Raw genomic sequence first — 24,562 nt, 5'->3', positions numbered from 1 at the left:
GGTCAGAGCGTGACGCTGCCGATACTGGCGCCGCCGCAGACATAGAGCGTCTGGCCTGTGACGAAGCTGTTGGCCGGATCGCAGAAGAACAGAAACGCATTGGTCACGTCCTCGACCGTGCCGAGCCGGCCGACCGGGATGCGCTTTGCGAGCTCCGTCTCGCGCTCGCTTCCCTTCGGGATTATGCCCCAGAAATTGTCGGTCAGGATCGGCCCCGGAGCGACGACATTGACGGTGATGCCGTGCGGCGCAAGTTCCAGCGCCCATGTCCGCGCCATGCCGACCATCCCGGCCTTAGTCGCCGAATAGGCGGTACGAGTCGGAACGCCGAGCGCCGCCCGCGAGCCGTTGAACATCACCCGTCCGAAATTCCGCGCCTTCATCGCCGGCAGGCAGGCCTGCACCAGCGTCAACGCCGAGCCCAGATGCAGTTGCGCCAGGCCCGCGATGTCCTCTGGCTTGGCGTCCTCGATCAGGTTCGGCCAGATCAGCCCGGCATTGTGGACCAGATGCGTGACCTCGTGACGAGAGGCGATGTCGGCGGCGACCTCGGCGACGGCCGCTGCGTCGAGCAGGTCGACGGCGACATGTTCCAGATTGTCATGCGACCAGTCGGGAACGTGGCGCGCCAGCGAGATCACCCGGTAGCCGCGCTCCAGCAGGCGCTGTCCGAGATCGGCGCCGATGCCCTTGCTGCCCCCGGTGATGAGAGCTGTGTATTCGGTCATGAGGCTTTTCCGGGAACGAGCGCCAGCACGCGCAACGGGCTGCCGGTGCCGCCCCTGATCTTCAGCGGCGCGGCGATGAGGATCGCGCCGGTCGGCGGCAGTTGGTCGAGATTGGTGAGGCATTGCAGCCCGAATTTCCCGGCCCCGTGCAGGAAATAATGCGCCGGATAGGGCGGCGTATAGTGCGACCCCTGCCCCGCATCCGTGCCGACCGTCTCGGCGCCGAAGCCCCTTATGCCGCGCTCCAGCAGCGCCTTGACCGCCTCCGGCGTCGGACCCGGCGAATGCGGGCCGTCCTCTTGCATGTTCAGATAGTCGATTGGCTCACGCTTCGACCAGTCGGTGCGCATCAGAACCCACGCGCCTTCCGGGATCGGCCCGTGCTCGGCTTCCCAGGCCTCGATGACCTCCGGCGTCAGCTCGAAATCGTCGTTTTTCGCCGCGCCTTCGGAACAATCGATCACCACCACCGGGCCGACGAAATTCTCCGGCGCGATCTCGTCGACCGCGCCGTTCGGCACGTCACGCCCCGAGATCCAGTGTACCGGCGCGTCGAAATGCGTGCCGGTGTGTTCGTTCAGCGTGAGATTGTGCCACTTCCACGCTGGTCCGCGATGGTCGTAGGCCGAGACCTCCTCCATGCGGAACCGCGCGCATTGGCCGAATTCCGGCGGCAGGATGATGACGGGAAAGTCCGGATCGAGCCGGTGGGTTAGATCGACGACCCGCACCGAACCGCTGGCCAGCGCCAGCGCCATGTCGGACAAAACGCTCATGCGCCGCCTCCCGTCAGTTCGCGTTCCAGGACGCCCGGATCGCGCCGCCAGCGCTCGGCGAGATCGCGCGCGACGTCCCCGCAATAGACCTCTTCGAGACCTTCGATCAGCCCGTCGACGATCGACCGCGCCAGCGCGGCGGGCGTCACCTTGGGCGGCGGCAGCGGCTGGTGCCACTCGTCGTCGGTCGGGCCGACATAGACATTCATCATCCTCAGGCCCGAATGGGAAAACTCCGCCCGCAGCGTCTGCGACAGCGAGCGCGCCGCTGCCTGCGACGCGGCGAACACGCCGTAGCCGGGATCAGGCGACAGCGCATGCGCCGACAGGATGTTGACGAATGCCGCCGCACTGTTCGTGCCGTCCGCCGTCCGCGCGGCCATGCCGGGGCCAAAGCTTTGCGCCAACCGCATCAGGCCGAGCACGTTCACGTCCATCTCGTCGCGGGCGAAGACCGTGTCGCCGCCGAGCACGCCGCCGGGGCGAATGAACCGGGCGGTGTTGATCAGGATATCGGTCTTGCCACCGATCTCGCCAGCCAGACTTTGCAGGCTGTCGGCGTCGGTTACGTCCAGCGGCATGATCGAGACGTTCTCCAGCGCGGCGATCGCGGCGCGGCCGGGCCAGCGCCGCCACGCCTCGGCCTCGCCGACAAAGACGTGCGACGCACCGGCCTTCTGCAGGGCATGGATCAGCGGCAGCGTCACCGGCGCGCGGGCATCGGTGATCAGGATGCGCCGGTGGCGCGGATGCGCGGTCAGGCTGCGCATCAACGGGTCGTCTTCCATTACGTCGGTCCTTTCGGTCGGCAGCGCCACGATCACCCCTTGCGCGGCCTTATCGAGATGAAGCGAAAGCCGTACGCGGTCGCCGCGCCCGACGTCGCCATGCAGATGCGCCAATGCCACCGGGCCGGCATCCAGCTTGACGGTTCCCATCCGCCACGGCAGGCGCTCGCGAAAATACGGGTCGGGAGAAGCATGGATGCGCGTTTCGGCAATCACCGTGCCGCCGGTCGGCGTGTCGCGCCAGTCGAGCTCCACCGACAGGCAATGCGTGCAGGCGTCGCGCGGCGGATATTGCACCGTGCCGCATTCGGCGCAGTGTTGCAGGGCGAACCGCCCTTCGGCTGCCGCCACCGTCAGGCCGAGCGCGGCGCGCGACCGGCCGAGCGGCGGTAATGTCGGCACGATGCTGCGCTTTTGCGGGTCTTTCTTTTTCGGCGGTTTCAGCGGGCTGGTCATGCGTTGCCCCCGCTGATGATCGCCGCCGCCGAGCAGACACCCCGGTCGTAGTTGATCATCCCGAAACCGGACACCAGTGCCCGCGCGGCATCCTTGACTTGGGTCGGTCCCGCCTCGTCGGTCACCTGGCGGATCGCCTCGACCATGCCGAGATAACCGCCCGCCGCGCCCGCCTGTCCGACAGACAATTGCCCGCCGGAGGTGTTGTGCGGGAAGTCGCCCTCGATCGTCAGGTCGTGACCGCGCACGAAAGCCGGCCCCTCGCCCTTGGCACAGAAGCCCAGATCCTCGAATTGCATCATCGAGATGACAGGATAGTCGTCATAGGTCTGCATCAGGTCGATGTCGCCAGGCGCGCAGCCGGACATCTCGTAGAGTTCGTCGGCGTCCATCGCCCAGCCGCCGCGCAGCTGGATGGGATCGTCGGGAAACGCGTTGTGGCGCTCGATTGTGCCGTCCAGCCGCGCGAAGGGCAGTCCTCGGCGCTCGGCCTCGTTCTCGCGCATCACCAGAAACGCCTCGGCTCCAGCGCAGGGCATGACGCAGTCGAACAGCGCGATCGGATCGGAGACCGGGCGCGCCGAAAGATACTGCTCCATCGTCAGCGGCTTTTTCATCAGGGCATCAGGGTTGCGTAGCGCGTTGTCGCGTTGCGCCACGGCGATGCGGCCGAAATCCTCGCGCGTCGCGCCATATTCGGCCATGTAGGCGTCGGTCAGGAGCGCGAAATTGGCGTTAGGCCCGCCATAACCATAGGGATAGGCGGCATCCATCGAAAAACGCGAGAACGACGACAGCAACCGGCGGAAGCTGTCGATACGGTTGGCGTCGCCGGCCACGCAGGCGACCACGTCCACATCGCCCGCCTGCACCGCGCGCGCCGCGCGCCGCGCCGCGACCACGCTACTCGCCCCGCCCATCGGGATCGTGTCCAGATATCGGAGCGTCAGCCCGAGATGCTGCGTCAGCCCCACCGGCGTGTCGGGAAACAGCGTGAAGGAGGAGACCGAGAAACCGTCCAGTTCGCGCGGGCTCATACCCGCCTTGTCGAGCGCGCCGCGCAGCGCCCGGGCGATCCACCAATGCGCCGTCTCCTGGCTGTAGCGCACATAGGGCACCGTCACCGGCGCCGTCAGCACCACGCCATCATAGGACTGACGCTTCATGCGGCGCTCCGCTTCTTCATGTGCCGCAGATCGACGGTGGCCGGACCGTCGACGAGTTCGGCCGCCAGCGTCTTCAACACACCGCGCTGGATCTTCTGTGTCGCGGTTAGCGGCAGTTCGTCAACGAAGGCGATAAAGCCCGGCGCCTTGTAGTAGGCCAATTGGGTCAGACACCAGTTGGCAATCTCCTGCGCCAGTTCCGGCGTCGCGTCGCGATCCACGACAAGACAGGCAAAAACCTCGTCGCCGCGCACCGCGTCCGGCACAGCCGCCACGGCAGCGGCGGTAACGGCGGGATGGCGCATCAGCGCGCTCTCCACCTCGACGGCGGCGATATTCTCGCCCGAACGGCGGATGACGTTCTTTTTGCGGTCGACGAAAAACATAGAACCGTCCGCCTCCTGGCGCACGACGTCGCCGGTATGGAACCAGCCACCTGCCCACGCCTCGTCTGTCGCCTCGGCATTCTTGAAATAACCCGCGAAGAAACCCAACCGCGGATCGTCGCCGGTATGGCGCACAAGTAGTTCTCCAGGCGCGCCGTTAGTGTCGTTTCCGGCCTCGTCGACGATGCGGATTTCCAGGTCTGGGCCGGGACGACCGAGACAACTTTCGCCGACACGCCGTGGCAGCCGGTTGGCGCAGATCACCGCACCCGCACCGGTCTCGGTCATCGCCCAGGCCTCGACCAGCGGGAAGCCGAAACGCTCCTCGAACGCCGCGTGCAGTTTCGGATCGACGCCCGCGCCGAAACCGAAACACGCTTTGTGGTCGCGATCGGCCTCAGATGGTTCTGCGCCCATCAGCATCGACGGCATGACGCCGAGATAGTGCAGGCAGGTCGCGCCGCTGTCGCGCACGTTTCTCCACCAGCTGCGCGGATGGAACCGGTCGAGCACTGTCAGGCATCCTCCGACGGCGATCATCGCCATGAAGGAATAGGCCATCGCGTTCATGTGAAAGATCGGCAGCGGCGTGATCATCCGCTCGCCGTCGTCATTCAAGGCGCAGAGGCCGCCGGCCCCGGCGTACCAGCGCCCAGCCATCAGAAAATAGGTGTTGGTCAGGATGCAGCCCTTCGGCTGCCCGGTCGTGCCCGACGTGTAGAGAAGCGCTGCCTCCGCATCGCGGGCCGGCCCGTCGCGCAGCGCGATCCTTGCGTCCGCGCGCGGACGCGGAAGTTCTTCGCCGGGAGCGATCGCCGGCATGTCGATGCCCGCAATTTTCGCCGCGTCAGTCAGGCTCTCGACCCGCCCCGGCAAGACAACGGCCAGCACCGGCTCGGCATGGCCGATCATGTAAGTCAGTTCTGCTTCCCGCAAATCCGGGTTGACGGGCACTGCCGAGGCGCCGAGCCGGTTGAGCGCGAGCCACCACAGGAAGAACGACGGCCGGTTTTCGAGCAGCAACATCACCCGGTGTCCGGTTCCGTACCCGGCGGCGGCGAGCGAATCGGCCAGCGCATCGACTTCCCGCTCCGCAGCCTTATAGGTCAACGCACCCGCCTCGATGTCATAGATCGCGGCGGTTTCCGGCAGGATATTAAGCATCTCGCGGCCCGGCCAGCGTGCCGCCGCAGCGGCGAACGCCGCATGCACGGTCTCGACGTCGGAAACGATCATGGCAGCAGCTGGATATTGCCGAAGGCGGCGTCGCAGTTGAGGATGTCCACCCGCTTGTTGGCGATCATGATCTTTCCGTCCACCAGAGCCAGTTCGTGGCGCGCGGTCAGCGCCAGCAGGAACTGATCGTCCAGCCTCGTTTCAACATAATGCATGAAGGTGGTCGTGACGTAACGGCCCGCCTCATTGTCCATCTCGTCGACATAGGGGCGCGACAGGACGTGGTGGCAGCGGCTTTTCGGTTTCTGGCTGAAGGTGCGCGCGCCGTTCAGGCGCTCCACCCTCAGCTTCAGCATGAAGATATCCTCATACATCAGCGAGGTCACTTGGATCGGATCGGTCTGCTTGTAGTCGAGCGGCATCCAGTAGTGGCCATCCTTCTGCCACAGCGCCAGCCATTCGTCATAGCGGCCTTCGTCCAGCATGCGCGCTTCATCGTAGATGAAATCGATCAGGTCGTCGCGGGTCAGGCTCATTCTGCGGCCTCCTTCGATCTCGTCTCCTTCGGCCCCATGTCGGCGGTCATGAACTTGACCCAGGCATGGAACTGATTGCGCATCTGCCGTTCGGTGGTGCCGTTCTCGACGGTCTCTGTATCGAAGTCCTCGTCCTCTTCGTAGAGGCGCTGCACATTGACCCATTCGAGCCCGTCACAGGCGAGCCCTTCCTGCGCCCGCTCATACATTTCCAGATCGTCGTGCCCGACGATCGAGGTCGGCGCGTTGATCATGCGGTTGTACATGGCGGTGCGCGCGGTCAGTTCGTCAGGCGCGTCGACAAGGCGGTATATGTAGCTTTCGACCAGAGTCTTGTCGGCGGCCAGCGGGATGAATACCCGCAGCTGCTGGATCGGACCCTTGATCATGATGTTCGGGAAATAGACGGTGTTGTGCCGGTTTTCGCCGAGGATCGCCTTGGCCCTCTCCTCGCCATAGGCCTCTGACATCGCCTCGAAATAACCCGGGATGGCAGAGTAGTTGGAATGGATCGAATGATGCACGCCGGTATGGCCATGGCCGTTCGGCCATGTGCGGATGCCCATCTTCTCGAAGAATTCATAGGCCGACATGAAGGGCGCGATGATTTCCATTGCCGGCGGCAGCGGCGTGCCTTCCGGCATATCCAGCTCTTCCCACAGCTTCACCGCCGTCCCGGCGCTGCTTTCATGCGCCACCATCGGATGGCAGGTGTCGGTCTGGTTTTCGACCAGCATCTTCCAGTTGCACTTGTGCATGTAGCGCAGCGGCGGACCGGCAACCTCGAGCCGTCCGGCGGGCGAGCGGTCGACCATGTTGTCGAGCGAGGACAGCGAGCCGCCGAAATAGTCCTCGAAACTGATCCCTTCCTCGGCAAGGCGGGCGAAGATGAAGCCGCGATAGTTCTTCACCGCGCCGACGGCGCGCATGCCCTTCGAACCTTCCGCCTGTTCGAAGCCGGTATTCTCGTAACCCTTCTTCAGCGGGATCGCCAAAAGGCATCCGTCCGTCTTGAACGACCACGCATGATAGGGGCAGCGGAAGAACTTGCCCGTGTTGCCGGTGCGGTCGATGGCGATCTTGGTTCCCTTGTGCGGACAGCGATTGTAAAGCACGTGGATCTCGCCATCGCTGTGACGCACCTGAATCACCGGCTGGTCGCCGATCTGGGTGGTGAAGTAGTCGCCCTTGTTCGGGGTCTGGCTGTCATGGCCGACGAAGACCCAGGAATTGGCGAAGAGATGCTTCATCTCCAGCCGGTAGATTTCCGGGTCGATATAGACGTCGCGATGCACTTCCCGGCCGCGCACCAAGGCGGCGATCGCATCGGGATTATCGGTGTAACATCCCATGTTTCCCTCCCTCAAAGATCCAGAACAAGCCGTTGCGACTTCGCACGGCTGACACAGATTTGCATGACCTTGCCCGCTTCGCGCTCCGCGTCCGACAGCACGACGTCGCGGTGATCGGGCGTCCCGCTGACGATCTCGGTCTGGCAGATGCCGCAATCGCCGCGCTGGCAATCGTAAATCAGGTCGACGCCACCTTCCTCGAGCACCTCGATGATGCTGCGCCCGGGCAGGATCGTGAACACCTGGCCGGTCGAGGCGAGTTCAACCTCGAACGGCGTATCGCCTTCCAGCTTTGCCGCGGCATTGTCGAACAGTTCGAAATGTATCCTGTCGGACGCAACGCCGGCACTCTCCGCCAGCTTGCGCACCGCCTCGATCATGCCGCGCGGACCGCAGACATAGAGGTGTGCATCCGGGGCAAGTCCGTCGATCAGTGCCTTGAGATCGAGCGCGTTATCCGGCTCGTCGTCGAAATGCAGATGCAGCGCCGGTCCGAAAGTATCGGCCAACTCGCCGGAATAGGCGATCGCATTGCGCGCCCGCCCGGCATAATGAAATTCGAACGGTGTCCCCCTTGCGGCCAGCTCCGCGGCCATGGAGATCATCGGCGTGATCCCGATTCCACCTGCCAGCAACAGCACCGGCGCATCCGCGACCAGCGGAAAATCGCATTTCGGCTCTGTCACGGTAAGCGTGTCGCCGGCCGTCAGCGAATGCATGAAGCGCGATCCGCCCTGCCCCTCGGGTTCCAATTGAACCGCGATGCGGAAAATGTCGCCGCCGTCTCTGGTACCGTCGAATGCGATCAGCGAATAGGCGCGATCGCCCCCTTCGGGGAGCGAGACACGGATATGCGCGCCCGGCTGCCAGCCGGGCAAGGCGCCGCCGCCGGACGCGACCAGCTCGATTTCGGCGATCCTGTCGGTCAGCTTGCGGATCGCCGCGACTTGCATCGTCAGTGTGCTCAATTCATTCTCTCCTCGACAGGAAATATGAATTTTCATATAAATATGGTCAAGTGGTTTTTTCTGTCCGCCATCGGCCATGCGCCGCCTTCGCATTGACAACCGCCTCGAACGCGGGGTCTAGAAGAAGCCGACCGGACGACAAAGAGGGCATGACGTGAGCGAAATGACGATGGAACGGCAAGGACTTGAGGCGGATACCGGCGAGTTCGTCCCCGGTTATCTTCTTTATCTTCTGGCCGCCGCCAGCGACGCCGCCAGCGCCCAGTTCCACGCCCATGTCCGCACCGAAGGACTCCGCGTGCCGGAATGGCGCGTGCTTGCCTGCCTGAACGACCGCGACGGCGCGATGATCACGCGGCTGGCCCGATTCGCCCTGATCGAACAGTCGCGCCTGACCAAGATCATCATCCAGATGGGAGAACGCGGCCTGATCCGCAGACAGGGTGATCCCGAAGACCGCCGCCGCGTCCGCGTCTACCTGACCGACGAGGGCCGCGCACTTGCCCAGAGGCTCGTCGCCGACGCCCGCACTCATGAGCAGAAGCTCCTGCAGATGCTCGAGGGCGGCGACGGCGCCCGGATCAAGCTGGCGCTGAGCTCGCTGATCGAGCGACTGGCGCCGCCGAGCGAAAACGAGAAATAGCGGCTCACCTCAGGAAAGCTTCGCCGGCAGCCTGGCGTAACCGCGAAACCGCATCCGCCCGCCCGCAACGCGCCCGTCCGCGATGCGGAAATCCGGGAACCGATCGAGGAACCGGCCGATCGCGATCCGCCCTTCCATGCGCGCCAGCGTCAGCCCGACACAGACATGCGGACCGCCGGCAAAAGCCAGGTGCCGGTTTGGTTTGCGCGTGATGTCCAGCCTGTCCGGATCGTCGAACTGCGCCGGATCGCGATTGGCCGCGCCGATGCACAGATGCAGGTTCGTTCCGGCCGGAATGGACAGTCCGTCGATTTCGATTGCCGCCGTCGTTTCCCTGTTCCCCAGCTGATTGGGCGACGAGAAGCGGAGGAATTCCTCGACCGCGGAATTGATCAGGCCCGGGTCCGCGAGCAGCCGCGCCTTCTGGTCGGGGTGGTCGTTCAGCGCGGCCAGACCGTTTCCGATCAGGTTTGTCGTCGTCTCGTGCCCGGCATTCAGGATGAAGATGCAGTTCTGCAGCAATTCGATCTCGGACAGTTTTTCGTCCGCCCCGTCACCGTTGATCAGCCGGGTCAGGACGTCGGTTTCCGGATTGCCGGGTTTGGCGCGCCGCCGTGCGACGAGGTCTTCGAGATAGGTCTTGAACTCGGTCACCGCCTGCTGACCGCGTTCGAGCTGTTCTGGAGTGAGCGTCGGCTCGAGCGCCCCGAGGATCACCAGCGACCAGTCGCGCAGCGGCCCGCGCTCATTCATCGGCACGTCGAGCAGGTTGCCGATGACCTGGATCGGGATGGACGAGGCGAAATCCTCGATCAGGTCCACGGTTTCGCCCTCTCCGGCCCGCCTCTGCATCGCGTCGAGAAGATGGTCCACCGTGTCGGTCAGCCCCGGTTCCATCTTCGCGATCGCGCGTGGTGTCAGTGCCGAGGTCATGATCTTGCGGACTCGCGTGTGCAGCGGCGGATCGTTGAAAACCAGCGAGGTCGTGTGGTGTTCGAACAGCGGCGATCCCGCGCCGAACTTCGGCGCGAAGGCCGCCTTCTTGTCCGAGGAATAGAGCGTCGTGTCGCGATAGATCCGGTCCAGATCGGCATGTCGGCTAAGCAGCACAGAGCCGTCAGGCTGCCGCAGAACCGGCGCATGCGCCAGCAACGCGGCATAGAAGGGGAACGGATCGTCGACGAACCCGGCAGGTGGGTTTTCGAGGTCGAACGCGCGCGCTTCGTCCGATGATATCAAGCCAGTCTCGGCGCGATCACTCATTTGCCACTCCCTGCGTCACTCTGCACCTGTTGAAAAAAATATGTTCACAAACCACCGGTTATGTGAATACATGAAAATGCATATGATTGTGTGGCGCAAGCAAAATGCGTGCACTCCACCACCGGGTTCAGGGAGGACCAAGGGATGAAATTCAAGACATTGTTGGCCGGCGTAGCGTTGGCGATCTGTTCGGGAACGATGGCTTTTGCCGCCGAGACACTGACGATTTCCAGCTGGCTGCCGCCGACGCACCCCATCAACACCGGGATGCTGGAAGGCCTCGTGAAGATGATGGAAGAGGCGACGGACGGCCAGGTGACCGGCGAGATCAAGATGGGCCTCGCACCGCCGCCGGCCCAGATGGACCTCGTCATGGACGGCGCGGCCGACATGACCATCATCTTCCACGGCTACCAGCCGGGACGCTTCGTCGGCACCAAGCTGATCGAGCTGCCGGGCTACAAGGGCAATGCCGAGGCCGCTTCGGTCGCTTACTGGCATGTGCAAGAGAAATATCTCAACCAGTTGGACGAGCACCGCGGCGTCAAGCTGGTCGCGCTGACCACCCACGGCCCGGGCCAGATCCATTCCAACAAGGCGATCAACAAGCTGTCCGACCTGAAGGGCCTGAAAACCCGTCTCGGCGGCGGCGTGTCGGCCGATGTCGGCGCCGAACTCGGACTGATCGGCATTCAGGTTCCGGCACCCAAGGTCTACGAGACGCTCGCTTCCGGCGCGGCCGATGCGGTGGCCATGAACATGGGCGAACGCATCAGCTTCAAGCTGAACGAGGTCGCCAAGAACGTCTATGAAATGCCCGGCGGTTTCTATCGTGGTTCGTTTGCCGTCCTGATGAGCCAGGAAAAGTTCGACAGCCTGCCCGCCGACGTGCAGAAGGCGCTCGACGAGAAGGTATTCGGCCTGCCGGCAAGCCAGATGATGGGCAAGGTCTGGGACGAAAGCGATGCACGTGCACGCGCCGAAACGGAAGCGGCGCCTGACAACAAGATCGTCACAGCTTCGGAAGAAGACCAGGCCGCCTTCGCCGTCATGGCGGAGCGGGTGCGCGCCAAGATCCTCGGCGAACTGGACGATGCAGGCATCGACGCCCAGGCGGCCTACGACATGGTCGCCTCGGAGATGGCTGCAGCCTCGAAGTAAAATGATGCTATAAGGTTCCGGGCGCGCTCGCCGCGCCCGGAATTGCCCATAACTGTCGGACCCCCATGAATTTTCTGCGAAAACTCATCCATCTCGTCGCGGCCATCCCGATGATGACGGCTTCCGTCGCGCTCTTTGCGCTGATGGTCCTGACGTTTTCCGATGTCGTCATGCGGTCCGCGTTCAACATGCCGATCGAGGCCGCGACCGAACTGATCCGGATATCCATCGCGATCATCGTCTTCTCCTCCCTGCCGGTCCTCTCGGGGAGCGATCAGCATATCGTGGTCGACCTCGCCGATCCGATAATCGACCGGCTCGGCCTGTCGCGGCTGCGCGACGGACTGGTGACGCTCGCCTGCGGCGTGATGCTGTGGCTTCCCGCCGAACGCGTCGTCGATCTCGCGGAACGCGCCCGCAGCTATGGCGACCGGACCGAATATCTGAACATTCCGACCTTCTACATCGCGTGGTTCGTCGCGCTGATGACCTTCGTGACCGCCATCGTTCTCGTCGTCCGCGGCGTGCTCGTGCTGCTGGCGCCGAAAAGCCTTGGATTTTTCCGACATGACTGAATCGCTCATCGGCTTCGCGGCCGTGCTGGTTCTTGTGCTGCTGCGCATGCCCATTGCCTTTTCCATGGGCCTTGTGGGCATGATCGGCTATTCCTACGAGACATCCTATCGCGGCGCGATTTCGATCGTCGCACGGCTGATCATCGACACCAGCCAGGACTACGGCCTGTCGGTCGTGCCGCTGTTCATCCTGATGGGTCTGTTCGTCAACAAGGGCGGCATCAGCCGGGAGCTTTATCAGGTCTCGAACGCGTTCCTTGGCCATTTGCGCGGTGGCCTTGCCATGGCGACGATCGTGGCCTGCGGCGGATTTGCCGCCATATGCGGGTCGTCGCTGGCGACCGCGGCAACCATGTCGAAGGTCGCGATGCCGGAAATGCGCAAGTTCGGTTATGCCGACAGCCTGTCCACCGCGTCGATCGCCGCCGGCGGCACGCTGGGCATCCTCATTCCGCCCTCCGTCATTCTCGTGATCTACGGTTTGCTGACCGAAACCTCGATCGGCCAGCTTTTCATCGCCGGTATCGTGCCGGGCGTAATGGGCATCCTCTTCTACATGATCGCCGTGCGCATATCCGTCGCGCGCAATCCGGAGTCCGGCCCTGCCGGCCCGCGCACGAACTGGGCTGACCGGCTGTCCGCATTGCGTGACGTCTGGTCCGTGCTGTTGCTGTTCGGGCTGGTGATCGGCGGGCTTTACGGCGCGCTGGATTTCTGGCCGATCCACCTGACCTTTTCGCCCACGGAAGCGGCCGGAATGGGCGCCATGGGCGCATTTCTGATCGCCCTTTTCCGCGGCAATCTGAGCTTCGCCGACACCCGCGAGGTCCTCAAGGAAACCGCGATGACCACCGCCTCGCTGTTCTCGGTGCTGATCGGAGCCTGGATCTTCTCCAACTTCGTCAATGTCGCCGGCCTGCCCGAAGCGCTGCGCAACGGCGTCGATTCCCTTGGGCTGGCGCCGTGGATGGTGATGGGGCTGATCATCCTGATCTATCTGGCGCTCGGCTGCGTCTTCGAGAGCCTGTCGATGCTCCTTCTGACGGTCCCGATCTTCTTTCCGCTGGTCGTCAGCCTCGGGTTCAATCCGGTCTGGTTCGGCATCGTGGTCGTCGTGGTCACCGAGATCAGCCTGATCACCCCGCCAGTGGGACTGAACGTCTTCATCCTCAAGGGCGTGGTAGGCGATGTTTCCACCAGGACGATCTTCCACGGCGTGACGCCGTTTTGGATGATGGACATTGTGCGGCTGATCCTGCTGCTGACCATCCCGGGATTTGCGCTCTTCCTGCCCTCCCTGATGTAGGCCGTTCGCGCCGGACTCACCCGGTCTCGAAAACCTTTCACGCACCCGGCCCGTAGCGAGCGCGGCGCTTCGTTTCGGTAATTTTGTTTCGAACTTAAAACTTTAAGCTTGAAATTGTTTCGCGGAACCGCATTATGCGCCAAAAACAGGCCAGTCCGTCCGCGCTGTCGCGAACGGCCGCCGCCGATGCAGCAGGAGAGAACCGATGACACCCGAGGAAGCCCGCGCCAAGCCGCCCGCGATAGTCTGGGAGGACCCCTTCCTGCTGGAGGACCAGCTGTCGGACGAAGAACGCATGATCCGCGACACCGCCCGCGCCTATTGCCAGGACCGCCTTCTGTCCCGCGTGATCGAAGCCAACCGCAAGGAAATTTTCCACCGGGAGATCATGTCCGAGATGGGCGAACTGGGCCTGCTTGGCAGCACCATTCCAGACAAATATGGCGGCGTCGGCGCCAACTACGTCAGCTACGGACTGGTCGCCCGCGAGGTGGAGCGCGTGGATTCGGGCTACCGCTCGGCCATGTCGGTCCAGTCGAGCCTGGTGATGCATCCGATCTTCGCCTACGGTTCCGAGGAGCAGCGCCTCAAATACTTGCCGAAGCTGGCATCGGGCGAATGGGTCGGCTGCTTCGGCCTGACCGAACCCGATCACGGGTCCGATCCGGGCAGCATGATCACCAGGGCGAAGAAGGTCGACGGCCGCTACTCGATCTCCGGCGCCAAGAACTGGATCACCAATTCGCCAATCGCCGATGTCTTCGTGGTCTGGGCCAAGTCCGACGCCCATGACGGCAAGATCCGCGGCTTCATCCTCGAAAAGGGCATGAAGGGCCTGAACGCGCCGAAGATCGAAGGCAAGTTCTCGCTTCGCGCCTCGGTCACCGGAATGATCCAGATGGACGAGGTCTTGGTCACCGAGGATCAGTTGCTCCCCAACGTCTCCGGTCTCGCCGGCCCCTTCGGTTGCCTCAACCGCGCCCGCTTCGGCATTTCATGGGGCGCGATGGGCGCCGCCGAAGCCTGCTGGCACCAGGCCCGCAGCTACACCATGGACCGCAAGCAGTTCGGCAAGCCGCTCGCCGCGACCCAGCTGATCCAGAAGAAGCTCGCCGACATGCAGACCGAGATCAGCCTCGGCCTGCAGGGCAGCCTCCGGCTCGGCCGGTTGATGGACGAGCAGCGCGCTCCGGCGGAACTGATCAGCCTGATGAAGCGCAACAATTGCGGCAAGGCGCTCGATATTGCACGGGTCGCGCGCGACATGCATGGCGGTAACGGCGTCTCCGACGAATACGGCGTTATCCGCCATGTCATGAACCTCGAGGCGGTGAACACCTATGAGGGAACGCATGACGTCCATGCGCTGATCCTCGGCCGGGCGCAGACCGGCATTCAGGCGTTCCAGTAGAGGCTTCCGCCCGGTTGCGGATACGCAGCCGGCGGGATCAATCCCCGAAATCGCTGCCCCGCGCCGCCTTCAGCGCCTCGCGCGGGGTGCAGCCGAAACGGTTGCGGTAGATTTCCGCGAACCGCCCGAAATGGGTGAAACCCCAGCGTATCGCCACATCCGTCACCGTGGTGTCGGGCCTTGCGGCGATCAAATCCTGATGCGCCCGCCGCAGCCGCGCATCGCGCAGGAAGCCCATCGGCGTGGCATTGCGGAAACTGCGAAAGCCCAGTTGCAGCGCGCGCGGACTGATGCCTACAGCCGATGCGATTTCCTCGATCGTTAGCGAGCGGTCGAGATGGGCGAGCATGTAATCCTCGGCCTGGCGCACGTGGCGCGGCGCGGGGCCGGATCGCGCGAAGCCGATAAGGCCGGAATAATTGTGCCGGTGCGCCTCGAGCAGCCCCGTCAGGATCGCTCCCTCGATCTGCCGGCCCAGCAGCCCGCCCCGGCCGATGGAGGGCGTGCCCTCGTCCGCCTCGGCGACGAGATGCAGCACCAGCCGCCGCAGACTTGCCCCGGCCCCCTGCGTCAAATCGAGCGGGCCGGAAAAGGTCAGCGGACGGTCCCCGGACGCGCCGATATGGGTCGCCAGATGATCCTGCATCGCCCGCCGGTCGATCCGCACCAGAACCTGGCGGCAGCCTTCTTCCCAGATCATCGTCGTCGGCAGATGCGGGTTCAGCACCGCCGCCGCGCCCGGATGCGAGAAATAACGGTCGCCTCCGTTGACGATGGCCGCGCCGCCTTCCAGCGGAATCTGCATCAGGTAGAATTTGTCCAGTTCGCCGGGCGCGATAAGCGTCTTGGCGCCATATTCGATATAGTTCAGTGACAGTCGTTCGCCGGGAAGATGGTGCTGGCAGGCGGAAAAAAGTCCCTTCCCGATCGTGTCGAGCCGGTGCGGGCAAAACACAGCCGCGACCCGCTCGCGGGCCTCGTCGAGATCCTGGCTGCGAAACAGCGAATATCCGGCAAGCGGTGTGCGCATTACCTTCCTCTGGTTCGATCCCGAAGAGTAGCACGGTTTCGGGCTCCACAAAGGCAAACAGACGTCCTCCGTCCGATTTTTTCGTTTTTTGGATAGTTCGCGCCGTCAACGGATAGCGCTACGGCCTCCTTCCCGGAAACTCGACCGCACGAAACGCGAAACGGAGGAACGCAATGCGCGGATTGAGCGGGAAAGTGGCCATCGTGCCGGGAGGAGCCACCAAGATCGGTGCGGCGATTGTCGCGGCTTTCCGCGAGCACGGTGCGCAGGTGATGGTCGCCGATATCAACGAGGAGGCGGGCCGCGCGCTGGAGGGTAAAGGCGTCGCCTTCGAGCCGACCGACCTGCGCGATGACGCCCAGATCGAGGCGTTGATCGCCGCAACCGTAAAACGGTTCGGCCGGGTGGATTTCCTGGTCAATGTCGCCTGTTCCTATCTCGACAACGGTGCCGACTCCACCCGCGCCGAATGGCATGAGAGCCTCGATGTCAGCCTCGTCGGCTCGGTCATGCTGATGCAGGCAGCGCGGGCGGAACTGGCGAAGAATCGCGGCGCCATCGTCAATTTCGGATCGATCTCCGCGCGCGTGGCGCAGACGGGGCGGTGGCTCTACCCGGTCGCAAAGGCCGCCATCCTGCAATTGACCCGCAACCAGGCGATGGACCTCGCGCCGGAGGGCATTCGCGTCAACGCGGTATCGCCCGGCTGGACCTGGTCGAACATCATGGACGAACTGACCGGTGGCGACCGGGCCAAGACGGACAGCGTCGCCGCGCCGTTCCACCTGATGGGCCGCACCGCAAATCCGGAGGAGGTTGCATCCGCCGTGATGTTCCTCTGCTCCGACGAGGCATCCTTCATCACCGGCACCGACATCCGCGTCGACGGCGGCTATACCGCCATGGGGCCGGAACGGGCCGAGCCCGCCATTCCGCTGCTGATGGAATAGCCGCCGGCCGGCACACATTCGAAAGGGAGAGAGAAATGCGAAAGATAACGATTATCGGCGGCGGCCAGTCCGGCCTGCAACTGGGCCTCGGCCTGCTCAAGAACGGCCACCAGGTCCGCATCGTGCAGAACCGTACCGCCGAGGACATCGCCGCCGGCAAGGTGATGTCCAGCCAGTGCATGTTCCACACCGCCGTGCAGAACGAACGCGACCTCGGCATCGACTTCTGGTCGGATACCTGCCCGCCAGTCGAGGGCATCAACTTCATGGTCCCGGCTCCGGACGGATCGGGCAACAAGGCGATCGACTGGGCCGGGCGGCTTGAAGACAATGCCTACTCCGTCGACCAGCGCGTCAAGATCCCGGCCTGGATGGCCGAGTTCGAGCGGCTCGGCGGAACGATGGTGATCAAGGACGCAAGCATCAGCGATCTTGAGCTTTATTCGCGTGAGGACGACCTTGTGATCGTCGCCTCCGGCAAGGGTGAAATCGGGCAATTGTTTCAGCGCGATGCCGAGAAATCGCCTTACGAGAAACCGATGCGCGCGCTGGCCCTCACCTATGTCACCGGAATGACGCCGCGCCCGGAACATTCCGCGGTCTGTTTCAACCTGATCCCCGGTGTCGGCGAATATTTCGTCTTCCCGGCGCTGACCGTTTCGGGTCCCTGCGAGATCATGGTGTTCGAGGGCGTGCCCGGAGGCCCGATGGATTGCTGGGGCGACGTGAAGTCGCCCGAACAGCACCTGGAGACCTCGAAGAAGATTCTCGACACCTTCCTGCCCTGGGAGGCCGAGCGCTGCCGCAACATAGAACTCACCGACGACAACGGCATTCTCGCCGGCCGCTTCCCGCCGACGGTGCGCCATCCTGTCGCCACGCTGCCGTCCGGGCGCAAGGTTCTGGGTCTCGGCGACGCAGTCTGCCTGAACGATCCGATCACCGGCCAGGGATCGAACAACGCTTCGAAGGCCGCCGCCGTCTACCTCAAGCGCATTCTCGCCCATGGCGACCGGGCGTTCGACGAGGTGTGGATGCAGGGCACATTTGACGCCTACTGGGACTACGCGCAGTGGGTGGTCAACTGGACCAACATGATGCTGATGCCGCCGCCGCCCTTCGTCCTCGAAATCATGGGCACTGCCTGCGTCGAACCGCGTCTGGCACACCGCATGGCCAACGGCTTCGACGATCCGCGCGACTTCTTCCCGTGGTTCGCCGATCCCGATGCAGCGTCTGCCTATCTGTCGGAACTCAAGGCGGCGTAAGATGGGTATGGGCATCGATCACGCAACCTTCCGCGCGGCGATGGCCCGCTTTCCCGGGGCGGTGACGATCATCACCGCCCGCCACGGGGCCGAACGGCGCGGAATTACCGCAACGGCGGTCTGCTCGGTTTCGGCCGAGCCGCCGAGCCTTCTGGTTTGCGTCAACCGGAAGACGGGCACCTGCGCGGCGATTCGCGAACACCGCGCTTTCAATGTCAGTTTGCTGACTGACCCGGCGAGTCCCCTCGCACTGCGCTTTGCCGGCGCCGACGGTGTCACCGGCGAGGACAAGTTCGCCGAAGGCGATTGGATCGAGGATGCGCGCGGCCTGCCGCTTCTGGCGGAAGCGCTGATCGGCTTTTCCTGCGACGTCACCGAGACGATGGAAGCCGGAAGCCACACGGTCTTCATCGGCGAGATCATGGACGTCCGTCTCGGCGAAGGCGCGCCGCTGGTCTACGAACAATCGCGGTTCCACAGGCTCGAACCGCTCTGATGCGGAACCTGACGGCTCAGCGGCGCCGGTGCGTCGCCGCCACCCGCGAAACCTCTTCGTAGATTCCCGATAACAGATTGAGCGTCTGCGTGGCGTCGCGCAGACGCTCGGGCAAACCAGGCACATTGGCCGCCGCCGCGATCAGCAGTCGACGGCGCAAATCGCCGTAATCCTCGGTCACCTGACGTCCCTTTTCCGTTACCTCGTAAGTTACGCCCGAACGGCCCGATCCCTCGCGATGCACGAGGCCGGCGCCGATCAGCTTGCGCAGGCTGTACTGAATGTTGGGCACGTCGTCGCGATTGGTCAGCCGCGCCAGATCCTTGATCGTCTTCGGACGCTCATTCATCCGGATGATGTGCAGCAACGCGTTTTCCGGCCCGGACGCGGCGACATCGACCACGCCGGCGAGGCATTCCGACTGCCAGCGCCCGAACCCCTCATAGGTCCGCATGAGCGCGAATTCCAGTTCCGTCGTGCTGACCTCGACGTCGCTTTGCGCCAGGTGCCAGCGGTAGTCCAGCGCCCCGCGCGCCTTCGGATCCGGGTTTTCGTCGGGATTATGCGCCATGAATCGCTCCTTTCCGCCTTGCCCGAGTGTCGCCGCTCGCCCCCGTTGACGCAATGTGAATTTACGATAGACTTTCTATCGTAAACTTTATTTAATCGGGAGATCACTGCAATGACCGGGAATATGATGCTGGCGGACAACCGCTTTCTTCTGGGAACGTTTTCATCCAACTGCTCATCGGGAATGAGCGTGACAAAGGTCGAGGAACGCTGGGTCAACTCGTGGGAGAACAATCTCGCGCTTGGGCACCTGCTCGACGACGCCGGTATCGACTTCATACTGCCGATCGCGCGCTGGATCGGTTATGGCGGAGAAACCGATTTCCATGGCGGCGTACTCGAGACAATGACCTGGGCAGCCGGTCTTCTGGCCTCGACGAAGAACATTTCCGTCTTCGCCACGATCCATACCACCGCAAACCACCCGGTCGTCGTCGCCAAGCAGATCGCGACGATCGACCATATCGGCAACGGACGCGCCGGACTGAACATCGTCGCCGGCTGGAACAAGCCGGAATACGAAGCCCTCGGCCTGACCCTGCCCGACGATCACGAAACCCGCTACGCCTATGCCCAGGAATGGTTCGACGTCGTGCGCAAGCTCTGGGCCTCGACCGATTACTTCGACTGGGATGGCACCTATTTCAAGCTCAAGGGCGTGCACGGCGATCCGCGTCCGATGCGCGGCGACGTGCCCATCATTAATGCCGCCGGCTCTCCGCAGGGCCGCGTATTCGCTACCGACAACGCCAATTTCCTGTTCACCCCGGCGATCGACCTCGACCGTTCCACCGAGGAGATCAAGGAACTGAAGCAGCAGGCGAGCAACAAGGGCCGCAAGGTCGACGTGCTGACATTCTCCCATGTCATCTGCCGTCCGACCGAGGAGGAGGCGCTTGCCTATCTGGAGCACACCGCCAAGACCAACGCCGACTGGGAGGCCGTCGACAATCTCGTGCGGCTGCAATTCGCTCACGCCCAAAGCTTCCCGCATGACCTGCTGGCGCTGATCCGGGACCGTTTCGCCATGGGCCACGGCGGCTTCCCGCTGGTCGGCACGCCCGACCAGGTCGCCGACGGCATCCTGTCGCTGCACCGCGCTGGATTTGCCGGCACGACGCTGTCCTTCATCGACTACGTCAAGGAGTTCCCCTATTTCCGCGACACCGTTCTGCCGAAGCTCGATGCCGCCGGTATCCGCTGAGGCGCTGCGCATGACCGGCCCCGTGGGAACGGACCTGCCGCCCGCCCGCGAGTTCCGCGATGCGATGCGAAATTTCGTCGGCAATGTCAGCGTGCTGACCGTCGGCAAGGGCGACGAGCGGTCCGGGCTGGTGGTGACTTCGGCGATCTCGCTGTCGGCGGAACCGCCGCAACTCCTTGCCTGCGTCAACCGTTCGTCGTCGAGCTGGCCGCTTCTGCAGCGATATGGCTGTTTCGGCTGGTCGGTTCTCGGCGCGGGCCACCAGGCTGTGGCCGAGCGCTTCACGGGCTTCGGCGGCATCAAGGGCCCCGACCGCTATGCCGGTGCATCCTGGGTGACGGCGCAAACCGGCGCCATGCTGCTGGAAGATGCTGTCATCGGCATGGATTGCACGGTCGAGGAGATGATCGACCGCGCCACGCACTCGATCCTGATCGGCCGTGTTCAAGCGATCCGCACCCACCCCGGCCAAGGCGGACTTGTCTACTGGAAGGGCGCCTATCGCGCCATGCAGGACTAGACATACAGAACTGGACTTGGACGACTGGAAACGAAGGCGGGGCCGACAGGCCCCGTTTTCTATTCAGACGAAAGACCGGACGGTCTGCAGGGCTCCATCCAGCCCCTCGCCCTTTTCGTCGCGCAGCGCCGCCTCGCGCAGCCGCCGTGTCCAGTCGGCAGCGTCGTCACGTCCGGCGACAAGGGTAACGCCCTCCATCACCCGGTCGAATTTCGACAATCCGCGCGCATGCGTATCCGAATAACCCTTGACCAGCCGGCGGCACCGCAGCACCTCGACGGCCAGATCGTAATTGTCCGGCAGATGCGCCAGCGCCGACGCCAGCCAATTCTCGAGGTGTTCCATCTCGATCGCGTGCCGCAGCGTACGCCGGCGCCAGCCGCGCATGCCTCCAAGCATGTAGAGCATGGCGAAGGACGGCAGGCTGTCGGTGCGCAGCCGCCGACCCTTGTTGAACCAGCGGTCGAGCCGCGCCATCCATTTCGGATCGGCTTCGATGCGCTTGCCGAGGCCGGCCGGCAGCATGCCGGCAATCTCCTCGGCACGCGGATGCATGTATTCGGTTAGATGCAGGAGCGTGTCGTCCTTCACCCGCACCTCCGCCTTTACCCGCGCAAAGCGGCTGCCGCGCGTCTTGATATCGGCGACGCGGATGACGTCGTCATAGGCCATGGCATTGGCGATGTATTTTGCAGCCTCGCGGGTCAAAAGGTAGTCACGCGCCGCATCGTCGCGCGCCAGCACCGCCTTCACCCGGCCGAGATAATCGCGTCCATAGGCCATGTCCTGAAAATCGACCACCTTGCGCAGGCCCGGCAGGGCCAGTTCGCGCACCGCTTCCGGCAGCGCCCCGACCTCGGCCGCCAAAGCGTTCCACTCCGCCATCAACCGGCTCGGGCCGCGAACCGCCGGGCCCTTCGTCGTGGCGGTTTCGGCGCTTTCCGCCTCGCCGGAAACACTCTTGCGCGCCGTCTCGTAACCGGAAGCGAAGGCGCGCAGAGACGGTTCGACGCCCCGGCCCGACACACGGATCGCCGCTTCGAAATCCTCGCGCGCGAAAGGCAACGCGCCGGACCCGGCAAGGGCGCCGAACAGGCTCGCCGAGATGACCGATCCCGCCTCGATCGCCGCCTTTTCCATGTCGAACATGATCATGCGCTGTGCCGCGATCTCGGCCGCCGCCCGCACTTCCTCGGAACTCGCTATCCCGTCGCCAGGCACGGTTTTCTCAGACACCGCAAGCGCGCGATGGGTCGATGCGATCAGCGTCGTGCGGTCTGGCGTGACAAAGCCGCGAAGGATGGCGCGGCCCGCCTCCATCATCTCGGCGGCGACGATAATGTCGACGTCACCGGCTGCGGGCGCCAGCGAGAACACCGGCGGACGATCCCCGCTCGGCGCCATCTCGATATAATAGATCGTCGCGCCCGTGCGCTGTGCCACGCCGGCGACCGATGTCGCCTGCACCGCATAGCCGCCCGCGCGCCCCACCGCCTCGATCCAGTTCGTCAGCACGCCGCCGCCCTGACCGCCAACCGCCATGACGGCCAGCTTGATGATCTGATCGACCTTCGGATCGGGCGTGCGGCCTTCGAGTATCGGTTCCTGAACGGTCATTCGGCCATCTCCGCAAATTCGATTCGCCCACGCGCGCGGCGGCCCTGCAGCCAGCCGATCACGGTAGCCGACAGGTTGGACCGCCAGCGCTCCCATGGCCCGGGATTATGCACCACATCCGCCTGGTAGAAGGATGGGCACAGCACGGCGGCGTCCGCCACCTCGCCGCAGTTTCCGCAACCGACGCAGCTCTGGTCGATGCTAGCCACCGGATCGTCGCGTAGCGGATCGTCGAGCCGCTTCAGCGACAGCGACGGACACCCCGACAGGCGGATGCAGGCGTGATCGCCGGTGCAGATATCCTCGTCGACGCCGAAGCGCGGCACCTCGACACGGCGCTTCTCCTTGATCGCCTTGGCACGCAGCGGCTTCTCCCGGCGCTGCCGGTTCAGCATGCACTCCGACGACGCAACGATCACCTTCGGTCCCTTGTGATCGGTCGTCAGCGCCTCCTGCAGCACCGCGCGCATTTTCTTGACATCATAGGTCCGGTCGACCTGACGCACCCAGTCGACACCGACACCCTTCAGCGCCTCGGTGATCGGATGCTTGGTGGATTTGGTCTGGTTGTCCGCCCGCGACGACGGAATATCCTGCCCGCCGGTCGCCGCGGAGTAGTAGTTGTCAACGATCACCGCGACGCTGTCGGACTTGTTGAACACCATGTTGCCGATCGAGGACGACAGGCCGTTATGCCAGAAACCGCCGTCGCCGATGAACGAGATCGCCCGCTTTTCGCCGCCGCCGTCGAACGCCGCGTTCGAGGCCGGGCCAAGGCCGTAGCCCATGGTCGATCCGCCGATCTCGAACGGCGGTAGCGTCGCGAACAGGTGGCAGCCGATATCGCCGGTGATCTGGTGCTTGCCGCTCTCCTGCTCGACCAGTTTCATCGCCGCGAAGATCGGCCGTTCCGGGCAGCCGGTGCAGAAACTCGGCGGACGGATCGGCACGGTCTTCGACAGGTCCGGAATCGGCTCCGCCTCGGCATTCGGCGCGCGCACCTTGTCCGGCAGCAGCGCCGGCGCGGCGTCGCGCAGGAACGCGGTCAGCCCGTCCAGCATCACCTGGCCGGTATATTCGCCGGCCATCGGCAGCATGTCCTTACCGTGAAGCTTCACCGGGCTGCCGGCGCGGTAGAGCATCGTGGACAGGCCCTGTTCGATGAACTCGGGCTGGCCTTCCTCCACCACCATGACCGCATCCTTGCCTTCGCAGAACGCGAGGAACTCGTCCCTCACCAGCGGGTAGGTGACGTTGAGGACATAGAGCGGAACTTCGGTATCGCCGTGAATGTCGGCGAGACCAAGCCGTTGCAGGGCGCGGATGACCGAATTGTACATGCCGCCCTGCAGCACGATCCCGACGGGCGCGTCTTTCGGGCCGAATTGTTCGTTCAGCTCTTCCTCGACGATGAACTTTTCCGCGGCGGGCCAGCGATTCTTGATCTTGTCCTGCTCATGCGCATAGGACATCGGCGGCAGCACCACGCGCGAGAAATCGCGCCGCGGTTCGGAGAGCGCATCGCGCACCGTCAGCGGCGGACGCTTGTTGTCGCGGGTCGCGAAACTGCCGGTCACGTGGCAGGACCGGATGCGCACCATCAGCATCACCGGCGTGTTCGACGCCTCCGACAGTTCGAAACCCTGCCCCACCGCCTTGACGATCGACGGCAGGTTCGGCCGCGGATCGAGCAGCCAGAACTGCGATTTCATCGCGAAGGCGTGGCTGCGCTCCTGCATGATCGAGGAGCCTTCGCCATAATCCTCGCCGACGATTATCAGCGCGCCGCCGGTCACGCCCGAGGAGGCGAGATTGGCCAGCGCGTCCGAGGCGACATTGACGCCGACGGATCCCTTGAAGGTCACGGCGCCACGGATCGGATAATGCACGGACGCCGCCAGCATCGCCGCCGCGGCGGCTTCCGAAGCGTTCGCCTCGAAGCGCACGCCAAGTTCGGAGAGCAGATCCTCCGCGTCGGCGAGAACGTCCATCAGATGGCTGATCGGCGCGCCCTGGTAGCCGCCGACATAGCCCACGCCGCATTCGAGCAGCGCCTTGGTAATCGCCAGAATGCCTTCGCCGGTAAAGGTTGCGCCGTCGCCGAGCCTGAGGTGCTTGACTTCCGCTTTGAAAGACCGTTCGGCCATCGCTGGTGTCCTCGTCCCTGTATCTATGCTTATGTCGGCCCGCCTGCGGCGTCGCGGCGATGTGACGGC

At 64.1% G+C, this 24,562-nt stretch carries 23 protein-coding genes; 10 read left to right on the top strand and 13 right to left on the bottom strand.

Features of this window, described 5'->3' with window-relative positions; genetic code table 11:
- Positions 1-2 precede the first annotated feature (2 nt).
- From IG169_RS05425 to IG169_RS05390, 8 genes are read right to left on the bottom strand one after another with little or no spacing between them, the layout of a single operon-like run.
- Entirely contained in the window at positions 3-728 is a 726-nt protein-coding gene (locus tag IG169_RS05425) for an SDR family NAD(P)-dependent oxidoreductase (protein WP_193175146.1), read from the bottom strand.
- Positions 725-1,504 carry a cyclase family protein gene (locus IG169_RS05420; protein ID WP_193175145.1) on the bottom strand — a complete coding sequence of 260 codons (780 nt, stop codon included), beginning with the start codon at positions 1,502-1,504 and terminating at the stop codon, positions 725-727. The genes IG169_RS05425 and IG169_RS05420 overlap by 4 nt, the downstream gene beginning before the upstream one ends.
- On the bottom strand, positions 1,501-2,748 hold the full coding sequence (locus IG169_RS05415; protein ID WP_193175144.1) for an SDR family NAD(P)-dependent oxidoreductase: 1,248 nt from the start codon (positions 2,746-2,748) through the stop codon (positions 1,501-1,503). The genes IG169_RS05420 and IG169_RS05415 overlap by 4 nt, the downstream gene beginning before the upstream one ends.
- Complete coding sequence (locus IG169_RS05410) at positions 2,745-3,914, bottom strand: thiolase family protein (RefSeq protein ID WP_193175143.1); 1,170 nt, start codon at positions 3,912-3,914, stop codon at positions 2,745-2,747. Before IG169_RS05410 ends, IG169_RS05415 begins: the two co-directional genes overlap by 4 nt.
- Positions 3,911-5,536, bottom strand: coding sequence for an AMP-binding protein (locus IG169_RS05405; RefSeq protein ID WP_193175142.1), 1,626 nt, complete (start codon positions 5,534-5,536; stop codon positions 3,911-3,913). The genes IG169_RS05410 and IG169_RS05405 overlap by 4 nt, the downstream gene beginning before the upstream one ends.
- Positions 5,533-6,012, bottom strand: a complete 480-nt coding sequence (locus IG169_RS05400; RefSeq protein ID WP_193175141.1) for an aromatic-ring-hydroxylating dioxygenase subunit beta — start codon at positions 6,010-6,012, stop codon at positions 5,533-5,535. Before IG169_RS05400 ends, IG169_RS05405 begins: the two co-directional genes overlap by 4 nt.
- On the bottom strand, positions 6,009-7,364 hold the full coding sequence (locus tag IG169_RS05395; protein WP_193175140.1) for an aromatic ring-hydroxylating dioxygenase subunit alpha: 1,356 nt from the start codon (positions 7,362-7,364) through the stop codon (positions 6,009-6,011). Before IG169_RS05395 ends, IG169_RS05400 begins: the two co-directional genes overlap by 4 nt.
- Before the next feature lie 11 nt (positions 7,365-7,375).
- Positions 7,376-8,332: a PDR/VanB family oxidoreductase gene (locus tag IG169_RS05390; RefSeq protein ID WP_246717131.1), complete on the bottom strand. Its 957-nt coding sequence runs from the start codon at positions 8,330-8,332 to the stop codon at positions 7,376-7,378.
- 163 nt (positions 8,333-8,495) lie between these two features.
- Here IG169_RS05390 and IG169_RS05385 point away from each other — a divergent pair, with 163 nt between their 5' ends.
- Positions 8,496-8,975, top strand: coding sequence for a MarR family winged helix-turn-helix transcriptional regulator (locus tag IG169_RS05385; protein WP_193175229.1), 480 nt, complete (start codon positions 8,496-8,498; stop codon positions 8,973-8,975).
- A 9-nt stretch (positions 8,976-8,984) separates the two neighbouring features.
- Here IG169_RS05385 and IG169_RS05380 read toward each other — a convergent pair whose 3' ends face one another.
- A complete protein-coding gene (locus IG169_RS05380; RefSeq protein ID WP_193175138.1) occupies positions 8,985-10,238 on the bottom strand; it encodes a cytochrome P450 in 1,254 nt (417 codons plus the stop codon).
- Between the two features lie 144 nt (positions 10,239-10,382).
- Here IG169_RS05380 and IG169_RS05375 point away from each other — a divergent pair, with 144 nt between their 5' ends.
- The 4 genes from IG169_RS05375 (at position 10,383) to IG169_RS05360 (ending at position 14,691) form a co-directional block, all read left to right on the top strand.
- The gene (locus IG169_RS05375) at positions 10,383-11,399 is read left to right on the top strand and encodes a TRAP transporter substrate-binding protein (protein WP_193175137.1); all 1,017 of its coding nucleotides are present in this window, start codon (positions 10,383-10,385) and stop codon (positions 11,397-11,399) included.
- Positions 11,400-11,464: 65 nt separating this feature from the next.
- Entirely contained in the window at positions 11,465-11,974 is a 510-nt protein-coding gene (locus IG169_RS05370; protein WP_193175136.1) for a TRAP transporter small permease, read from the top strand.
- A complete protein-coding gene (locus IG169_RS05365) occupies positions 11,967-13,280 on the top strand; it encodes a TRAP transporter large permease (protein WP_193175135.1) in 1,314 nt (437 codons plus the stop codon). The genes IG169_RS05370 and IG169_RS05365 overlap by 8 nt, the downstream gene beginning before the upstream one ends.
- Before the next feature lie 205 nt (positions 13,281-13,485).
- Positions 13,486-14,691, top strand: coding sequence for an acyl-CoA dehydrogenase (locus IG169_RS05360; protein ID WP_193175134.1), 1,206 nt, complete (start codon positions 13,486-13,488; stop codon positions 14,689-14,691).
- Positions 14,692-14,728: 37 nt separating this feature from the next.
- Here IG169_RS05360 and IG169_RS05355 read toward each other — a convergent pair whose 3' ends face one another.
- Positions 14,729-15,721: an AraC family transcriptional regulator gene (locus IG169_RS05355; protein ID WP_193175133.1), complete on the bottom strand. Its 993-nt coding sequence runs from the start codon at positions 15,719-15,721 to the stop codon at positions 14,729-14,731.
- Between the two features lie 173 nt (positions 15,722-15,894).
- Between IG169_RS05355 and IG169_RS05350 the strand changes: the two genes are divergently transcribed.
- Genes IG169_RS05350 through IG169_RS05340 form a run of 3 tightly spaced genes read left to right on the top strand, consistent with a single transcriptional unit; the run spans position 15,895 to position 18,435 of the window.
- The gene (locus tag IG169_RS05350) at positions 15,895-16,671 is read left to right on the top strand and encodes an SDR family oxidoreductase (RefSeq protein WP_193175132.1); all 777 of its coding nucleotides are present in this window, start codon (positions 15,895-15,897) and stop codon (positions 16,669-16,671) included.
- 35 nt (positions 16,672-16,706) lie between these two features.
- Entirely contained in the window at positions 16,707-17,939 is a 1,233-nt protein-coding gene (locus IG169_RS05345; protein ID WP_193175131.1) for a styrene monooxygenase/indole monooxygenase family protein, read from the top strand.
- 1 nt (position 17,940) lies between these two features.
- Complete coding sequence (locus IG169_RS05340; protein WP_193175130.1) at positions 17,941-18,435, top strand: flavin reductase family protein; 495 nt, start codon at positions 17,941-17,943, stop codon at positions 18,433-18,435.
- Between the two features lie 16 nt (positions 18,436-18,451).
- On the opposite strand, the gene IG169_RS05335 is transcribed toward IG169_RS05340, so the two are convergent.
- Positions 18,452-19,006: a winged helix DNA-binding protein gene (locus tag IG169_RS05335; protein ID WP_193175129.1), complete on the bottom strand. Its 555-nt coding sequence runs from the start codon at positions 19,004-19,006 to the stop codon at positions 18,452-18,454.
- Positions 19,007-19,117: 111 nt separating this feature from the next.
- Between IG169_RS05335 and IG169_RS05330 the strand changes: the two genes are divergently transcribed.
- Positions 19,118-20,209 carry an LLM class flavin-dependent oxidoreductase gene (locus tag IG169_RS05330; protein WP_193175128.1) on the top strand — a complete coding sequence of 364 codons (1,092 nt, stop codon included), beginning with the start codon at positions 19,118-19,120 and terminating at the stop codon, positions 20,207-20,209.
- 10 nt (positions 20,210-20,219) lie between these two features.
- Entirely contained in the window at positions 20,220-20,729 is a 510-nt protein-coding gene (locus IG169_RS05325) for a flavin reductase family protein (RefSeq protein WP_193175127.1), read from the top strand.
- A 63-nt stretch (positions 20,730-20,792) separates the two neighbouring features.
- Here IG169_RS05325 and IG169_RS05320 read toward each other — a convergent pair whose 3' ends face one another.
- Positions 20,793-22,346, bottom strand: a complete 1,554-nt coding sequence (locus IG169_RS05320; RefSeq protein ID WP_193175126.1) for an indolepyruvate oxidoreductase subunit beta family protein — start codon at positions 22,344-22,346, stop codon at positions 20,793-20,795.
- Positions 22,343-24,493: a thiamine pyrophosphate-dependent enzyme gene (locus tag IG169_RS05315; protein WP_193175125.1), complete on the bottom strand. Its 2,151-nt coding sequence runs from the start codon at positions 24,491-24,493 to the stop codon at positions 22,343-22,345. Before IG169_RS05315 ends, IG169_RS05320 begins: the two co-directional genes overlap by 4 nt.
- Between the last annotated feature and the right edge of the window lie 69 nt (positions 24,494-24,562).

The organism is Oricola nitratireducens (assembly GCF_014904745.1).
Taxonomy (GTDB): domain Bacteria; phylum Pseudomonadota; class Alphaproteobacteria; order Rhizobiales; family Rhizobiaceae; genus Oricola; species Oricola nitratireducens.
This window is presented reverse-complemented; position numbering and strand designations above follow the sequence as displayed.

Coding starts and splice junctions, on each gene's coding strand:
- IG169_RS05425 (WP_193175146.1), bottom strand. CDS start 728: ATGACCGAATACACAGCTCTCATCACCGGGGGCAGCAAGGGCATCGGC.
- IG169_RS05420 (WP_193175145.1), bottom strand. CDS start 1,504: ATGAGCGTTTTGTCCGACATGGCGCTGGCGCTGGCCAGCGGTTCGGTG.
- IG169_RS05415 (WP_193175144.1), bottom strand. CDS start 2,748: ATGACCAGCCCGCTGAAACCGCCGAAAAAGAAAGACCCGCAAAAGCGC.
- IG169_RS05410 (WP_193175143.1), bottom strand. CDS start 3,914: ATGAAGCGTCAGTCCTATGATGGCGTGGTGCTGACGGCGCCGGTGACG.
- IG169_RS05405 (WP_193175142.1), bottom strand. CDS start 5,536: ATGATCGTTTCCGACGTCGAGACCGTGCATGCGGCGTTCGCCGCTGCG.
- IG169_RS05400 (WP_193175141.1), bottom strand. CDS start 6,012: ATGAGCCTGACCCGCGACGACCTGATCGATTTCATCTACGATGAAGCG.
- IG169_RS05395 (WP_193175140.1), bottom strand. CDS start 7,364: ATGGGATGTTACACCGATAATCCCGATGCGATCGCCGCCTTGGTGCGC.
- IG169_RS05385 (WP_193175229.1), top strand. CDS start 8,496: ATGACGATGGAACGGCAAGGACTTGAGGCGGATACCGGCGAGTTCGTC.
- IG169_RS05380 (WP_193175138.1), bottom strand. CDS start 10,238: ATGAGTGATCGCGCCGAGACTGGCTTGATATCATCGGACGAAGCGCGC.
- IG169_RS05375 (WP_193175137.1), top strand. CDS start 10,383: ATGAAATTCAAGACATTGTTGGCCGGCGTAGCGTTGGCGATCTGTTCG.
- IG169_RS05370 (WP_193175136.1), top strand. CDS start 11,465: ATGAATTTTCTGCGAAAACTCATCCATCTCGTCGCGGCCATCCCGATG.
- IG169_RS05365 (WP_193175135.1), top strand. CDS start 11,967: ATGACTGAATCGCTCATCGGCTTCGCGGCCGTGCTGGTTCTTGTGCTG.
- IG169_RS05360 (WP_193175134.1), top strand. CDS start 13,486: ATGACACCCGAGGAAGCCCGCGCCAAGCCGCCCGCGATAGTCTGGGAG.
- IG169_RS05355 (WP_193175133.1), bottom strand. CDS start 15,721: ATGCGCACACCGCTTGCCGGATATTCGCTGTTTCGCAGCCAGGATCTC.
- IG169_RS05350 (WP_193175132.1), top strand. CDS start 15,895: ATGCGCGGATTGAGCGGGAAAGTGGCCATCGTGCCGGGAGGAGCCACC.
- IG169_RS05345 (WP_193175131.1), top strand. CDS start 16,707: ATGCGAAAGATAACGATTATCGGCGGCGGCCAGTCCGGCCTGCAACTG.
- IG169_RS05340 (WP_193175130.1), top strand. CDS start 17,941: ATGGGTATGGGCATCGATCACGCAACCTTCCGCGCGGCGATGGCCCGC.
- IG169_RS05335 (WP_193175129.1), bottom strand. CDS start 19,006: ATGGCGCATAATCCCGACGAAAACCCGGATCCGAAGGCGCGCGGGGCG.
- IG169_RS05330 (WP_193175128.1), top strand. CDS start 19,118: ATGACCGGGAATATGATGCTGGCGGACAACCGCTTTCTTCTGGGAACG.
- IG169_RS05325 (WP_193175127.1), top strand. CDS start 20,220: ATGACCGGCCCCGTGGGAACGGACCTGCCGCCCGCCCGCGAGTTCCGC.
- IG169_RS05320 (WP_193175126.1), bottom strand. CDS start 22,346: ATGACCGTTCAGGAACCGATACTCGAAGGCCGCACGCCCGATCCGAAG.
- IG169_RS05315 (WP_193175125.1), bottom strand. CDS start 24,493: ATGGCCGAACGGTCTTTCAAAGCGGAAGTCAAGCACCTCAGGCTCGGC.